Here is a 14,431-nt window from a genome sequence, read left to right as displayed (position 1 = left end):
TGCCTGCACCTGCCTGGCTTCCGCAGACGTAGACAGGTTGAACCCGTCGATCCTCTGCCTCAACCGTTGCCGCGAAATTCCGGATAGAGCGACATGCCGCCGTCGATGAAGAGCGTCTCGCCGACCATGTAGTCGGCGGCGTCCGATGCGATCCAGGCGACGGCGCGCCCGATATCGGCGGCTTCGCCGATGCGGCCGTAGGGGATCAGCTTCAGCATCCCTTCTTCGTTGTCGTCCCGCTCCTCGGCGTTGATCTTCGTGGCGATAGCGCCCGGTGCGACGGCATTCACCCGGATACGCTCGCAGGCGACTTCCTGTGCCAGCGACTGCATCAGCAGGTGAAGGCCGCCCTTGGACGCCGCATAGTTGGCGTGGAACGCCCATGGAATGCGCTGATGCACCGAGGAGTCGAAGATCAGCTTGCCGAGCGCGCGGCTGACATTGGGCCGCATGCCCTTCTTGCGGAAGCGCCGCACCGCCTCGCGCCCAACGAGAAACCCGCCGGTGAGGTTGAGCGCGATCACAGCATTCCAGTCCTCGATCGTCATGTCGGCGATGGCTGCGTCCTTCTGCAGCCCGGCATTGGAGACGACGATGTCGATCGGCCCGAGGGCAGCCTCGGCCGTGTCGAAGAGGGAGACGACGTCGTGCTCCACCGAGACATTCGCCTTCACCGTCACCGCATTCCGGCCAAGCGCGCGGATCCGCGCGGCGACGTCCTCTGCGGCATCTTCCGAGCCGTGGAAGTTGACGGCGACATCGGCGCCGGCGCGGGCGAGCTCGAGTGCCGTCGCGGCGCCGATGCCGGACGATGCGCCGGTGACGATGGCGCTCTGGCCGGCGAGAGAGATTAGGTCAGACACCGTCGGGATCCTCCAGCATGTGCGAGGGTGGAAGATTGGGACCTTGCGTCTGTCCGTCCAGCGCCCGCGACAGCCAGATCGCGGCAGAGATCAGCGATAAGTGTGTGAGTGCCTGCGGAAAATTGCCGAGGTGCTCGCCATCGGCGGAGAGCTCTTCCGCGTAGAGACCGAGATGATTGGAATATGTGTGCAGCTTCTCGAACAGGAGCCGCGCCTCGGCGACGTACCCTGTCCGCGCTAAGGCCTCGACATACCAGAACGAGCAGATGGTGAAGGCGCCTTCGGTGCCGTTCAGTCCATCTCCATTCGCCTCGGTGTTGATGTAGCGGTGGACGAGGCAGTCATGCACGAGGTGGCGGCGCACGGCCTTCAGCGTCGAGGTCCACATCGGATCGCGCGGGTTGATGAACTTCACCAGCGGCATCAGCAGTACGACGGCGTCGAGCGACTTGCCGCCCTTGTACTGGGTGAAGGCGCCGAGCTCCTTGTTCCAGAACTCCTCGATGATGGAGGCCTGGATGCGGTTCCGCTCCAGCCGCCAGCGGTCGATGTCGGCTGCCAGCGATTGCCGCAACGCCATGCGAAATCCGCGGTCGAGGGCAACCCAGCTCATCAGTCTGGACGACAGGTGTTCGCGCGGCTCGCCCCGGCTCTCCCAGATACCCTGGTCCGGCAGATGCCAGGTGTCGCAGAGCTTGTCCAGCATGGCGGCGATGGTGCCCCACACCTCGTAGGAGGGCTTTCCACGCGCCTTCACGGCGATGTAGAGCGCGTCCATGAACTCGCCGTGGATGTCGATCTGCAGCTGATCGAAGGCCGCGTTGCCGACCCTGACCGGCTGCGACCCGGCATAGCCGCTGAGGTGATCGAGCGACTCCTCCGCGGCAGGGTCCGAGCCGTCCATCGCATACATGACGCGCAGGCGCGCCTCGTCGGCCGCGACCCGCTCCATCAGGAAGTGGATGAAGGCCTCGGCCTCGTCGTAGTAGTTGAGGCGGGACAGGGCATAGAGGGTGAAGGCGGCATCGCGGACCCAGCAGAAGCGATAGTCCCAGTTCCGCTCGCCGCCGAGGACCTCCGGCAGGCCAAAGGTCGCGGCGGCGGCGATCGACCCGTGCTTCTGCGAGGTCAGGAGTTTCAGCGTCAGGGCCGAACGCACCACGAGTTCGCGCCAGTAGGCGGGGAAGGTGCCCTTCTTGACCCAGTCGTGCCAATAGTCACGGGTCGCGTTGAAGGCATCTAGAACATAGGCCTCGTCGACGGCCGGGCTGTCCTTGCGGCCGGGACAGAAGACCGCGTAGCAGACCTCCCCTTCCTTCAGCTCGATCTGCCCGGACGCACACCCGTCGGCGATCTCGAGCGGTACGTGAGTATAGAAATAGACGCAGTCCTCCTCGGGCTCGGCGCGGAGGCAGACGCCGCCCTCCATCGCTTCGAGCTTGGCATCGCGCCGCGCATAGTCCGGCCGCGGCGCGATCTCCAGACCGACGGTCAGCGTGCCGCGGATCGCTTCCGCCCGCCTGATGATGCGTCCCGAGCCGTCGACCGGCATGAAGTCGCAGACCTCCCCAATGCTCTCCTCACCGAGAAAGCGGGTGACGAGAATATTGGTGTCCGGCAGATAGATCTGCCGTTGCTTCATCTCGCCCTCGAAGCCGAGGCGGAAGAAGCCTCCCTTGTCCGGATCAAGCAGGCTGGCAAAAAGCGTCGGCGAATCGAGGTCGGGGTGGCAGAAGAAGTCGATCGTCCCGTCGGTCGCAACGAGCGCGAGCGTGCGCATGTCGCCGATGACGCCATGTTCGGAGATTTGTCGCGGCTTGGCAGGCGGCATCAGCACCAATTCCCTTCGAAATGAAGGCGCGACATTGGCTCTTCAGCCGGAAAGTAAAGCGGCGACGACGAGGGGTCCTTCAATCTGACTAAGCCGTGATTGTGCTCTAGCCGATGGCGGGCGAGCCTAATCCGACGGAGCGCGACCCGAGGCGCCGATCGCGGCGCTCGGCTGATACGTGGAATTTGCACCATCTTTGGATAGATTGTGCAGAGTACAGAGGAAGTGGGCCGGCTTGTGCCCAAGTATGGAGCTCTTGGGAGACGCAATGAGCGCGATCGAAACCAGCCTGCGGCGCGCTCTGGCGAAAGGCGATACGGCTGACCCAGAGTTCAGGCGCAGCGTCTATGAAGCCGCCGTGCGCGCTCTGGAGAAGCTCGCCGTCGACCGCGGCTACGACTCTGGCATGCAGGCCGGGCAGCGCGAGCGGCTGATGGACGCGATCAGCACCATCGAGGCCGATCTTCGCGCTTTGGCCGCGGAGAAGGCCGAGCCTTACGAGGCCGAAGACGGCCTCTCGTCGGACGCGATCGGCGACGTCGACGATGCCGAAAGCGATCGTGGCGGCGTCGGCGATGACGGCGAGCAGCTTTGGGATGCTGCGGAGGAGGAGCCCCGCGGCGTCCACATTGTTCCCGAGGCCGTCGGCACCACGACGAGCGAAAGCGGCTACGGCCAGCCCGCGCCCGACTGGCGCTATGGCGACGATGATGGACAGGAGCGCTTCGAAGGCGGCCAGCAGTCGCCGGCCGCGGACCGCTCCTTCATCGATGGCGAGGCCTCAACCATCGATCAGCCGGCGCCCCACGATCCCGGTGACGATCAGCTTATGGCTTCCGATGATGCACGGAGCGATGATCTCGCGCCACGGATCGGCAACGACGGATCTGAGCAAGGCGGCGACGAGGCTGACGAATATGGGCGTACGCCGCGGGCCCTTCCGCCGGACGATCTTTCCTACACGGCGGGAGAGTTCGACGATGGGCGGTCGCCGGGAGCCGCCTTCCCGCAGGGCGCCGGCCCTGTCGGCGGCCCGGTCGCTGGCGCGGCGACCGCCGACCTCGACGATGGAAGCTGGCGGCCTGGCGCTTCCGAGCGCGACGCGGCCCGGCCGCGGCGCCAGCGGCGCAGCCTGTTCTTCTGGATCGGCGTCGTTGCCTCGATCCTCGGGCTGATCATCGTCGCGACGGTGATCTATGGCTTCATCATGGTCGATGACGTCACGAGCCAGTCTGCCGCCTCGCAGCAGCAGGCCCTGCCGCAGCAGCCGGAAAACTGGATCGACGTCTTCTCCGGAAACGACCTCGAAGCCATATCGACGCCGGCAGGCGGCCGCGTCGAAGCGGTGACCGGCGCAGGCGGCGCACCCGCCGTCCGCATCGCGCCCGCACCCGGCAGCCAGGATGGCGAGATCGCGATCGCCATTGGCCCGGGCCTCCTCGGCCAGATCGCGGCCCGCTCCGTGCGTGTGGAGATCACCGTCGGCTCGCCGGACGGCCAGACGCGCGAATTCGCCGTCCGCTGCCTCTTCGGGGAAGAGAGCGCCTGTCAGCGACAGCGCTTCTCCACCGATCTGCAGAGCGAGAAGTTCGTCTTCGACTTCGAGGTACCGACATCGCCGAAGGAGCCGGCGCGTCTCGCGATACAGCCCGGGCTCGGTACCGAGGGGCCTGACCTTGACGTCTACGGCTTCAGGATGCGGCTGCTATGAGGCGCAAGCTCTGCGGCGAAGCTCGCGCCTCGCTGCCCTAGCCCTCAGAGGCTAAAGCGACGCCGCCACGCGGCTGCTGCGGCGCGCTACGCTGGCGGCGAAGGTCTCGTCCAGCGCGTAGCCGGAGCCTCGTACGGTGCGGATCGGGTCGACCTCGCGGCCGCGGATCAGCGCCTTCCGCAGGCGTCCGACATGGACGTCCACCGTCCGCTCGTCGACATAGATGTCTCGCCCCCAGACGCTGTCGAGCAACTGCTCGCGCGAGAAGACGCGACCCGGCGCCTGCATGAAGAACTCCATCAGCTTGAACTCCGTGGGGCCAAGCTTGATCTCGCGCCCCGAGCGGCGGACCCGATGCGTTTCGCGATCGAGCTCGATGTCGCCGGCTGTGAGTGTCGTGGAGATCTTCTGCGGGTTGGAGCGCCGCAGCATCGCCTTGACGCGGGCAAGCAACTCCGGGGTCGAGAAGGGCTTGACGACATAGTCGTCGGCACCGACGGAAAGGCCCCGTATCCGCTCGCTCTCCTCGCCGCGCGCCGTCAGCATGATGATCGGCAGGCGCTCGGCCTCGGGCCGCGTCCTCAGGCGCCGGCAGAGCTCGACACCGGACAGGCCGGGAAGCATCCAGTCGAGGATGAGAAGGTCCGGCAGGGTTTCCTTCAGGCGGAGGTCCGCCTCGTCGCCGCGCGCGATAACGTCGACTTCGTAGCCGGCCGCTTCGAGATTGTAGCGCAGGAGGACGGAGAGGGCCTCCTCGTCCTCCACCACTGCGATGCGTGTCGCCATCGGTTCAGCGATCCTCGTCGACAGCCTCGCCGTCATTCGTCTGCGGCAGCACCATCGAGGTCGTGCTGTCGCCCTTCGGACGGTCGAGGTTCATCTGCTGGCCGGTCCGGATGTAGTAGACCGTCTCGGCGATGTTGGTGGCGTGGTCGCCGATCCGCTCGATGTTCTTGGCACTGAACAGGAGATGGGTGCAGGCGGTGATGTTGCGCGGATCTTCCATCATGTAGGTGAGGAGCTCGCGGAAGATCGACGTATACATGGCGTCGATTTCCTCGTCGTTCTGCCGCACCGACTGGGCGCGCTGATGGTCGCGCGAGGCATAGGCGTCGAGCACGTCCTTCAGCTGGTCGAGCGCCAGCTCCGAGAGATGCTCAATGCCGCGCACGAGCCGGATCGGCTGCGTATGATCCTGCACGGCGATGACGCGCTTGGCGATGTTCTTGCCGAGATCGCCGATGCGCTCGAGATCGCTGGAGATGCGGATCGCGCCGATGATCTCGCGAAGATCCTGCGCCATTGGCTGGCGCTTGGCGATCATCATGATCGCGCGCTCGTCGACCTCGCGCTGCGCGGCGTCGAGCAGCGCGTCGTCGGCGACGACCGAATTGGCAAGGCCCCAGTCGCTCTGGATCAGCGCCGAGACCGAGCGCTCCACGATCCGTTCGGCCTGTCCGCCCATCTCGGAGATGCAGCGGGCGATGAACTTCAGTTCTTCGTCGTAGGACCTGACGATATGCTCGTCCATGGGAATACCCTCCTCGAAATCGTCAGCCGAAGCGGCCGGTGATGTAGTCCTGCGTCCGCTTGTCATCGGGGTTCTGGAACATCTTTTCCGTCGGCCCGACTTCCACGAGATTGCCGAGGTGGAACATCGCGGTGATCTGGCTGACGCGCGCCGCCTGCTGCATGGAGTGCGTCACGATGACGATCGTGTAGTTCTGGCGGAGCTCGTCGATCAGCTCCTCGACCTTGGCGGTGGCGATCGGATCAAGCGCGGAGCACGGCTCGTCCATCAGGATCACCTCCGGCGAAACCGCGATGGCGCGGGCGATGCACAGGCGCTGCTGCTGGCCGCCGGAGAGGCCGGTGCCGGCCTCGTGCAGACGGTCCTTGACCTCCTCGAACAGGCCGGCGCGGCGCAGGCTGGTGACGACGATCTCCTCGATATCGGATTTGGAGCGCGCAAGGCCGTGGATTCGCGGGCCATAGGCGACGTTGTCGAAGATCGACTTCGGAAACGGGTTCGGCTTCTGGAACACCATGCCGACGCGGGCGCGCAGTTCCACGACGTCGAGCGTGGGATCGTAGATGTCCTCGCCGTCAAGCGTGATCATGCCGCCGACGCGGGCGCCCTCGATTGTGTCGTTCATGCGGTTGAGGCAGCGCAGGAAGGTCGACTTGCCGCAGCCCGACGGTCCGATCAGCGCGGTGACCTGGCGTTCGGGGATCTCAAGATTGACCTCGAACAGCGCCTGCTTGGCGCCGTAGTGGACGGTGACCTTCTCGCCGCGCATCTTCACCGGCCGCGCAAAGGCGGCCGTGGGATGGAGGACGGAAGCGGCGGGTACGATGGTCTGGTTCATGGACAAGATCCTGATCGGCCTACCAGCGGCGCTCGAAGCGGCGGCGCAGGATGATGGCGGTGATGTTCATCAGAGCGAGGAAAGCAAGCAGCACGATGATCGCGCCGGACGTGCGTTCCACGAAGGCGCGCTCGGCCTCGTTCGCCCACATGTAGATCTGCACGGGAAGGGCGGTGGACGGCGCCATCGGCGAGGACGGATAGTCCGCGACGAAGGCGACCATGCCGATGAGAAGCAGCGGTGCCGTCTCGCCCAGCGCATGCGCAAGGCCGATGATCGTGCCGGTGAGGATGCCGGGCATCGCCAGTGGCAGCACGTGGTGGAACACCATCTGCGTCTTGGATGCGCCAAGGCCCAGCGCGGCCGCCCGGATCGACGGCGGCACTGCCTTCAAGGCGGCACGCGTCGCGATGATGATCGTCGGCAGCGTCATCAGCGTCAGCACCAGTCCGCCGACGACGGCGGCAGAGCGTGGCAGGCCGAAGCCGTTGACGAAGACCGCAAGGCCGAGAAGGCCGTAAACGATGGACGGCACCGCCGCGAGGTTGTTGATGTTCACCTCGATGAAGTCGGTCAGCCGGTTCTTCGGCGCGAACTCTTCGAGATAGATCGAGGCGGCGACGCCGATCGGCAGCGACAGGACGAGCACGATCACCATCATGTAGATCGACCCGACGATGGCGACGCCGACGCCCGCCGTCTCGGCCCGGCTGGAGCCGCCGAAGGTGAAGAAGCCCCAGTTGAAGCGCTGCTGCAGCCGGTCGTCGTCGCGCAGCTGCTGCAGCCATTGGAGCTGCTGATCCTTCAGCGGACGACGGCTCTCCTCGACGCTGAGGTCGTATTGGCCCTTCTCGGCGCTATCGACCTCGCTGGCCGCATACAGCCAGACCTCCTGGGTCTTCCCGATGGTCGTGATGTCGCCGAGGACGATATCGCGCAGCTGTCCGCGCACACTCTGCGAGACGAGGGCGTTGGCGGCGCGCACGGCCGTCCGATCCGACGGGTCGATGCCGAGCAGGGCGACGATGCCGTTCTGCACGAGGCGCGGATAGTTCGCCATCGACAGCGCCTTGGTGTCCTTGCCGCCGCTGTTCTTCGGGTCGACGATCGACTGGTCGAAGGTGATGGGAACGCGGATCTCGGTCTGGAAGAAGGCGGTGTAGCCTTTCGAGAAGACGCTCCAGAGGAGGGCAACGAGGAAGATCAGGCCGATGGCGATCGCGACGATGCCATAGAGCTTGAAGCGGCGCTCGGCGGCATAGCGGCGCTTGATGCCGATGTCGCGGCGCTCGGATGCCGCCGGATGCGCGGCGCGAGCTTCGGAGACAGCGAGGTCGGTCATTCATACGCCTCCCGGTATTTGCGCACGATCACCAGCGCGATGATGTTGAGGCAGAGCGTTATGGCGAAGAGGGTGATACCCAGCGCGAAGGCCACCAGCGTCTGCGGCGAGTTGAACTCAAGGTCGCCAGTCAGCTGGTTGACGATCTTCACGGTCACCGTGGTCATCGCCTCGAACGGGTTGAGCGTGAGGCGTGCGGCGACGCCGGCGGCCAGGACGACGATCATCGTTTCACCGATGGCGCGCGAGGCCGTCAGCAGCAGCGCGCTGACGATGCCTGGCAGGGCTGCCGGCAGGATGACGCGCTTCACCGTTTCGGAGCGGGTGGCTCCGAGGCCGAAGGAACCATCGCGCAGGGACCGAGGCACGGCGGTAATGATGTCGTCGGAGAGCGACGACACGAAGGGGATCAGCATCACCCCCATCACGATGCCGGCGGTGATGACGCTCTGGGCCTGGATGAAGTTCTGGTAGTTGCCGGTGATCAGCCCATTCAGCTGGGCCGACATGTCGCGCAGGAATGGACCGACCGTGACGAGAGCGAAGAAGCCGTAGACGATTGTCGGGATGCCCGCGAGGAGCTCCAGCAGCGGCTTGACGGTGGAGCGCACGCCGCGGCTCGCATATTCGGACATGTAGATGGCGGCGAAGAGGCCGATCGGTACGGCCACCAGCATCGCGACGAAGGCGATGTAGAGCGTGCCGGCCAGCAGTGGGATGAGGCCGAACTGGCCGACGGTCGGATCGGCGCCTGCCGCGGCAAAGCCCGGATCCCAGACTGTTCCGAAGAAGAAGCTTGTGGGCGAGACGCGACCAAAGAAATCGATCGTCTCGAACAGCATGGAGAAGATGATGCCGACCGTGGTGAGAATAGCGATCGACGAGGCCAGCACCAAGATCCCGCCGACGACGCGTTCAACCTGGTTGCGGGCACGAAGGCGGACGGCGATCTGCGACAGGCCATACGCGGCGCCGGCAACCGCAAGAAGGATCACCACCGCGCTCATCGCGATGCGGCTGTAATCCTCGAGGCGGTTCCGCTTCACCGCCAGCTCGACCATGTAGTCTTCCGAGGCGGAGGCGACCATTATGCCTCGGCGCTGGAACATCGCGCGCAGGTCGGCGGCACTTGCGGCAGCAGCGGCATCCTGCTCGTCGGCAGGCAACGCGCGCAGTCCTGCGCCGATCCCCTCGACCATCTGGTAGGCAAGGCGCGGGTTTGTGCCGTTCTCGATGGCTTCTGGCATGTCGGCGTGGATATCGGCGGCGATCAGGGCCGGTGAGGCGATAAGCCAGCCTGCGAGAAGAATGAGCGACGGGATGAGCGCCCAGGAAACGACAAACATGCCGTGATAGACGGCGCGCGAATGGGCCTTCTGCGCGCTGCCCGCAGCGAGCCTTTGGCTCTTGCGGTAGCCGAGCGTGAACCCGACGGCGGCTATCAGAAGAACGATCGCGATAATCGCGGACGTGGACACGCGTAGACTCCTGGCGCTGCGCGAAGGAACAGTGGCGCTCTGCGAGAAAAAACCGGCGCCCGAAGGCGCCGGCCAATTTACTGCTTACATCGTCTTCCCGGCCGAGAAGGCCTGGCGGAACTCTTCGCGCTCGGCATCCGGAGCCGGCACGAGACCGTACTCGGCGAGCGGACCGTCATTGCCGATCATCTGCTCGGAGAGGAAGAAGTCGACATACTCGGAAAGGCCCGGGACCACGCCGACATGCGCCTTCTTGACGTAGAAGAAGAGAGGGCGCGACACCGGGTACTTGCCGGAGGAGATGGTCTCGACCGACGGCACGACGTCGTTGATGGTCGCGACCTTCAGCTTGTCCTGGTTCTGCTCGTAGAAGGCGAGGCCGAAGACGCCAACGCCCTGCTTGTTGGCGTCGATGCGAGCAAGCGTCTCGGTGTAGTCGCCGTCGATCTCGGCCGCGGCGCCGTCCTTGCGGACCTGCATGCACTGAGCCGCAGCGGCCTTCTCGTCCATGCCGGACTTGGCGAAGGCTTCCTTGGCGCCGGTCTCTTCACAGCCGGCCGCAAGGAGCTTCTCGGCGAAGACTTCGCGGGTGCCGTGCTTCTCGCCCGGGATGTAGGCGGCGATGTTCCATGCCGGGAGCGAGGCGTCGACATCGGCCCAGGTCTTGGCCGGATTGTCCACGACCTTACCGTCGACGACCGACTTCGCACCGAGCGCCTTGAAGACGATCGCCGGCGTCAGCTTGAAGTCCGGGCCGCCAGCATCCGTCGCGAAGACGATGCCGTCATAGCCGAACTTGACCTCCTGGATGTCGGTCACGCCGTTCTTCTTGCAGGTCTCGACCTCGGACTCCTTGATCGGACGCGAGGCGTTCGCGATGTCGATCTGGTCCGGGCCGACGCCCTGGCAGAACTGCTTCAGGCCGGCCGAGCTGCCGCCCGATTCCACGACCGGGGTCGGGAAGTCCGGCGAGGCTTCGTGGAAGTTCTCGGCGACGATCTGTGCGTAGGGGAGAACGGTCGAGGATCCGGCGATCTGGATCGGGTCGGCCGACTGGGCGTGCGCCTGCGCGGCGATGGTGAGGGCGGTGCCGAGCGTGAGGCCGGCGACAAGCTTGGAGATGCTCACGGGAAGCTCCTTGAGGCGTTGCGTTGACGAACCGTTCCTGAGGTCCACGCCGGAGCGGCGTCCTCGGTTCGGCTTTCGTCTAGCGGTCCTGGAAGAACTCTATATGACAGACCCGTTGCAGTTTTTTGACACGCTAACCGACTGATAGGACAGCATATATGTCGATCAATCGACTGTTGCGCCGATCGCCGGGAATCGTGCGGTGAAGGTCGAGCCCTGTCCCGGCTCGGAAACGATGAGGAGTCGGGCACGGTGGCGCAACAGCAGGTTGCGCACGATCGACAGGCCAAGCCCGGTGCCGCGCTTGGCGCGGGAGTTGCCGACGTCGACGCGGTAGAAGCGCTCGGTGAGGCGCGGCACGTGCTGCGGCGGAATGCCGGGGCCGAAGTCCTGCACCGAGGCATCGATGAAGGCGCGGCCGCCTTCAACACCCTCGGACAGATGCAGGACCACCCGCTTGCCGCTCTCGCCATATTTGCAGGCATTCTCGACGAGGTTGGCGAAGACCTGCATCAGTTCGTCCGTGTCGCCTGCAACGGTCCAGTGCCTGTCGGAGGGCGTATAGTCGATGGTGACGCCGAGCTCGGCGGCCAGCGGCGCCATCTGCTCCCGGACCTTGGCCAGGATGGCGCCGAGATCGACATGGGCCGTCAGAGGCACGTTGCGCTTCATTTCGATGCGCGACAGCGACAGGAGGTCGTCGATCAGCCGCGACATCCGCGCCGCCTGCTCCCGCATGATGCCGAGGAAGCGCTCGCGCGCCGCCGCGTCTCCCTTAGCGGGTCCTTGCAGCGTTTCGATGAAGCCGATCAGGGAGGCGAGGGGCGTGCGCAGCTCATGGCTGGCATTGGCCACGAAGTCGGTGCGCATCCGCTCTACCCGCCGCTCGGCGGTGCGGTCTCGGAAGAGCAGCAGGAAGAAGTGGGGCGCAGCGCTGCCCGCGGCTGGAATGGGAGCGATCTGCGCCTCCCAGTGACGCTCCACCGGCCGCTTCTCGTCATAGAGGGCCGAGCCGCCGGACTGGCTTGCGGCCGCCGCTTCGATCGCGGCCAGGAACTCGGGCGAGCGGAAGCGGAGCGCAACCGGATCGCCCATGGTCAGCGGCCCGAAGGCGACGGCCGAGACGGCATTGCGATAGCGCAGCGTCAGGTCGCGACCGAGCACGAAGGCGGGGTCCGGCAGCGCCTCGACGGCTGCCTTCACGCCGTCATCGGGCCAGGTGGGCGTCGTCCGGCTTTGAGGATCACGAAGTGCCTTCGGCGGACGCGGGCGCTGTGGCAGCAGGCAGATGATCGCGAGAGCAACCAGGCCCGCCAGCGCTTTCCATCCGATGGATGGCTCAAGCAGTATGACGATGCCGAAGCCGACAACGGCTGCAACGGCGACCCGCGTCGCCGGAACGACGCGACGGTTGTCGGAGCCGTCACTCGTCGTCACACCTGTGCGCCTAGAGGGCATGATCGGCGCTCCGCAATCGAGATCGGACCGCCGTGAGCTGTTCAGCGGGCGCGGCGCCGCTCGGAGACCGGCTGGAAGGCGAGCTTGGAATGATAGGAGCAGTAGGGCGAGCTGTCGCCCGACGCGCAGCCGCAGAAGCGAAAATCAGCCGAGAGCGGATCGCCGAGCGGCCACTTGCAGGTGCGGTCGGTCAGCTGGACGAGCGTCAGGTTGCGCGAGATCGGAACCACCTCGCCCGGCTGGCGCTGCGGCTCGGCCACGACCGGCACCAGCACCGGCTCCATCTTCAGCGCCGTTGCGCCGACCGTGCGGGTGATGGAGCGCATCACCGGCTGAGCCGCGACGACCCGCGCCGGCACGATCACCTCAACGACTTCCGTAACGGCCTCAGCTGCCACCACTTCGGCGGCCGTTGACACGGCCGGTGCCGAGACGGTGGACTTGCCGCGCGACTCCAGCTTGAGGCGGTGCACCTTGCCGATTACGGCATTGCGGCTGACGCCGCCGCCCAGCCTGTCGGCGATCTGGCTGGCACTGAGGCCTTCGGTCCAGAGTCGCCGCAAGAGATCGACGCGTTCGTCGTTCCAGCTCATGGGAAGCTCCTAAGTCCTGGGTGCGGCCCGCCGGAATCCTTTCACGCCCACGACAGCGCCTGTCGAGGGATGTGCACTACATCTATTGATGAACCAGGGTCCGCCGCACGAAATCTAGTACGTTAAGGAATTTAGCGCATGCGCTGACTCCGTGACAAGAGTCGCACAAGCTTGACGGAATCGAATTTGCGCTTTTCCCCAGCTTGTGACGCAATCCTGATTCGATATCGCATTTCGATGCGGCTGGGCTGACGCTACGGCGTGTCGCCGAACCTTCCTGCGGCCGACCCCGCCCGCATTCATTGACATGGCGCGCCGCGCGCGTGGTATAGAACTCGCCTCACTGCGCAGACCAGCCGAACGAAGCCTGCCTCAACGGCAGGCTTTGACGTTTCCGGAAGCGGCCCAGCCGGGCCTCAGCAAAGTCGAACGCCATGTCAGCATCCAACGCCGGCTCCTCATCGTCCCTCTACCAGACTTATGCACGCGCCGAACTCTCCTTCGAGCGCGGCGAAGGTGTCTGGCTGATTGCGCGAGACGGCCGACGCTACATGGATTTCGCCGGCGGCGTTGCGGTCAGCTCGCTCGGCCACGCCCATCCGCATCTCGTTGCGGCGCTGAAGGAGCAGGCCGACAAGCTCTGGCACGTCTCCAATCTCTTCCAGATCCCGGGGCAGGAGCGGCTCGGCGAGCGGCTCACCGCCGTCACCTTCGCGGACCGCGCCTTCTTCACCAATTCCGGCGCCGAGGCGTTGGAATGCGCGATCAAGACTGCGCGCCGCTACCAGTATGTCTCCGGGCATCCCGAGCGCTACGGCATCATCACCTTCGAGGGCGCCTTCCACGGCCGCACGCTGGCGACCATCGCCGCCGGCGGCCAGGCGAAATATCTCGAAGGATTCGGCCCGAAGGTGCAGGGCTTCGACCAGGTGCCGTTCGGTGATCTCGACGCCGTGCGCGCCGCCATCACGCCCGAAACCGCCGCGATCCTGATCGAGCCGGTGCAGGGGGAGGGCGGCGTGCGCGTCGTCCCGCCGGAGTTCCTGCGGGCGCTGCGCACGATCTGTGACGAAAACGGTCTGCTCCTGATCTTCGACGAGGTGCAGACCGGCGTCGGACGCACCGGCACGCTCTATGCCTATGAAGCTTGCGGCGCCGTGCCGGACATCCTGGCCTCCGCCAAGGGCATCGGCGGTGGCTTCCCGATGGGCGTCTGTCTCGCCACGGAGGAAGCGGCCAAGGGCATGACGGCGGGAACGCACGGGACGACCTATGGCGGCAACCCGCTTGCCATGGCGGTCGGTAACGCGGTTCTCGACGTCGTCCTCGCCGACGGCTTCCTGGAGCATGTGCGCGACACCGCGATCCTGTTCAAGCAATCGCTCGCCTCGCTGGCCGACCGCTATCCCGACGTGATCGAGGAGGTCCGCGGCACCGGCCTGCTCATCGGCCTCAAGGCCAAGGTCCCGAACTCCCTCCTCGTGCAGGAGCTGCGCGCCAACGGGCTTCTGGCCGTCATGGCCGGCGACAATGTCGTGCGCCTGCTGCCGCCGTTGATCCTGACGGCGGACGAGATGCGCGAGGGCATGGAGCGCATCGAAGCCGCGGTGGCCGAGCTGTCGCCCGGCGCGGCGCGCAAGAGCGCCTGAGGACGGTTC

12 protein-coding genes are annotated in these 14,431 nt (G+C 65.8%); 2 read left to right on the top strand and 10 right to left on the bottom strand.

The genetic code is table 11. From position 1 onward, the window contains the following. Window positions 1-59: 59 nt before the first annotated feature. Window positions 60-863: an SDR family oxidoreductase gene (locus tag C0R46_RS18450; protein ID WP_102961143.1), complete on the bottom strand. Its 804-nt coding sequence runs from the start codon at window positions 861-863 to the stop codon at window positions 60-62. After that, complete coding sequence (locus tag C0R46_RS18445) at window positions 856-2,694, bottom strand: glycoside hydrolase family 15 protein (protein WP_102961142.1); 1,839 nt, start codon at window positions 2,692-2,694, stop codon at window positions 856-858. The genes C0R46_RS18450 and C0R46_RS18445 overlap by 8 nt, the downstream gene beginning before the upstream one ends. 268 nt (window positions 2,695-2,962) lie before the next feature. Between C0R46_RS18445 and C0R46_RS18440 the strand changes: the two genes are divergently transcribed. Then, on the top strand, window positions 2,963-4,405 hold the full coding sequence (locus C0R46_RS18440; RefSeq protein ID WP_102961141.1) for a hypothetical protein: 1,443 nt from the start codon (window positions 2,963-2,965) through the stop codon (window positions 4,403-4,405). 51 nt (window positions 4,406-4,456) lie between these two features. On the opposite strand, the gene phoB is transcribed toward C0R46_RS18440, so the two are convergent. The 8 genes from phoB to C0R46_RS18400 all read right to left on the bottom strand — a co-directional run bounded on the left by phoB (window position 4,457) and on the right by C0R46_RS18400 (window position 12,773). After that, entirely contained in the window at window positions 4,457-5,191 is a 735-nt protein-coding gene (gene phoB / locus C0R46_RS18435) for a phosphate regulon transcriptional regulator PhoB (RefSeq protein WP_102961140.1), read from the bottom strand. A 4-nt stretch (window positions 5,192-5,195) separates the two neighbouring features. Beyond that, window positions 5,196-5,936, bottom strand: a complete 741-nt coding sequence (phoU, locus tag C0R46_RS18430; protein ID WP_425349907.1) for a phosphate signaling complex protein PhoU — start codon at window positions 5,934-5,936, stop codon at window positions 5,196-5,198. A gap of 22 nt (window positions 5,937-5,958) precedes the next feature. Continuing rightward, the gene (gene pstB / locus C0R46_RS18425; protein WP_102961139.1) at window positions 5,959-6,774 is read right to left on the bottom strand and encodes a phosphate ABC transporter ATP-binding protein PstB; all 816 of its coding nucleotides are present in this window, start codon (window positions 6,772-6,774) and stop codon (window positions 5,959-5,961) included. 19 nt (window positions 6,775-6,793) lie between these two features. After that, window positions 6,794-8,116 carry a phosphate ABC transporter permease PstA gene (gene pstA, locus C0R46_RS18420; RefSeq protein WP_102961138.1) on the bottom strand — a complete coding sequence of 441 codons (1,323 nt, stop codon included), beginning with the start codon at window positions 8,114-8,116 and terminating at the stop codon, window positions 6,794-6,796. Next, entirely contained in the window at window positions 8,113-9,594 is a 1,482-nt protein-coding gene (gene pstC, locus C0R46_RS18415) for a phosphate ABC transporter permease subunit PstC (protein WP_102961137.1), read from the bottom strand. The genes pstA and pstC overlap by 4 nt, the downstream gene beginning before the upstream one ends. Before the next feature lie 84 nt (window positions 9,595-9,678). Then, the gene (locus tag C0R46_RS18410; RefSeq protein ID WP_425349908.1) at window positions 9,679-10,671 is read right to left on the bottom strand and encodes a PstS family phosphate ABC transporter substrate-binding protein; all 993 of its coding nucleotides are present in this window, start codon (window positions 10,669-10,671) and stop codon (window positions 9,679-9,681) included. A gap of 216 nt (window positions 10,672-10,887) precedes the next feature. After that, window positions 10,888-12,159 (bottom strand): ATP-binding protein, encoded by a 1,272-nt coding sequence (locus C0R46_RS18405; RefSeq protein ID WP_245413672.1) that lies wholly within the window; start codon window positions 12,157-12,159, stop codon window positions 10,888-10,890. 62 nt (window positions 12,160-12,221) lie between these two features. After that, window positions 12,222-12,773 carry a GcrA family cell cycle regulator gene (locus C0R46_RS18400; protein WP_102961135.1) on the bottom strand — a complete coding sequence of 184 codons (552 nt, stop codon included), beginning with the start codon at window positions 12,771-12,773 and terminating at the stop codon, window positions 12,222-12,224. A gap of 434 nt (window positions 12,774-13,207) precedes the next feature. Here C0R46_RS18400 and C0R46_RS18395 point away from each other — a divergent pair, with 434 nt between their 5' ends. Beyond that, the gene (locus C0R46_RS18395) at window positions 13,208-14,422 is read left to right on the top strand and encodes an aspartate aminotransferase family protein (RefSeq protein ID WP_102961134.1); all 1,215 of its coding nucleotides are present in this window, start codon (window positions 13,208-13,210) and stop codon (window positions 14,420-14,422) included. The last annotated feature ends 9 nt before the right edge of the window (window positions 14,423-14,431 follow it).

It is taken from the genome of Mangrovicella endophytica (assembly GCF_002893625.1).
GTDB classification, from domain to species: domain Bacteria; phylum Pseudomonadota; class Alphaproteobacteria; order Rhizobiales; family Rhizobiaceae; genus Mangrovicella; species Mangrovicella endophytica.
Note: the sequence above shows the minus strand (reverse complement) of the source record. Positions and strands in the feature narration are given on the sequence as shown.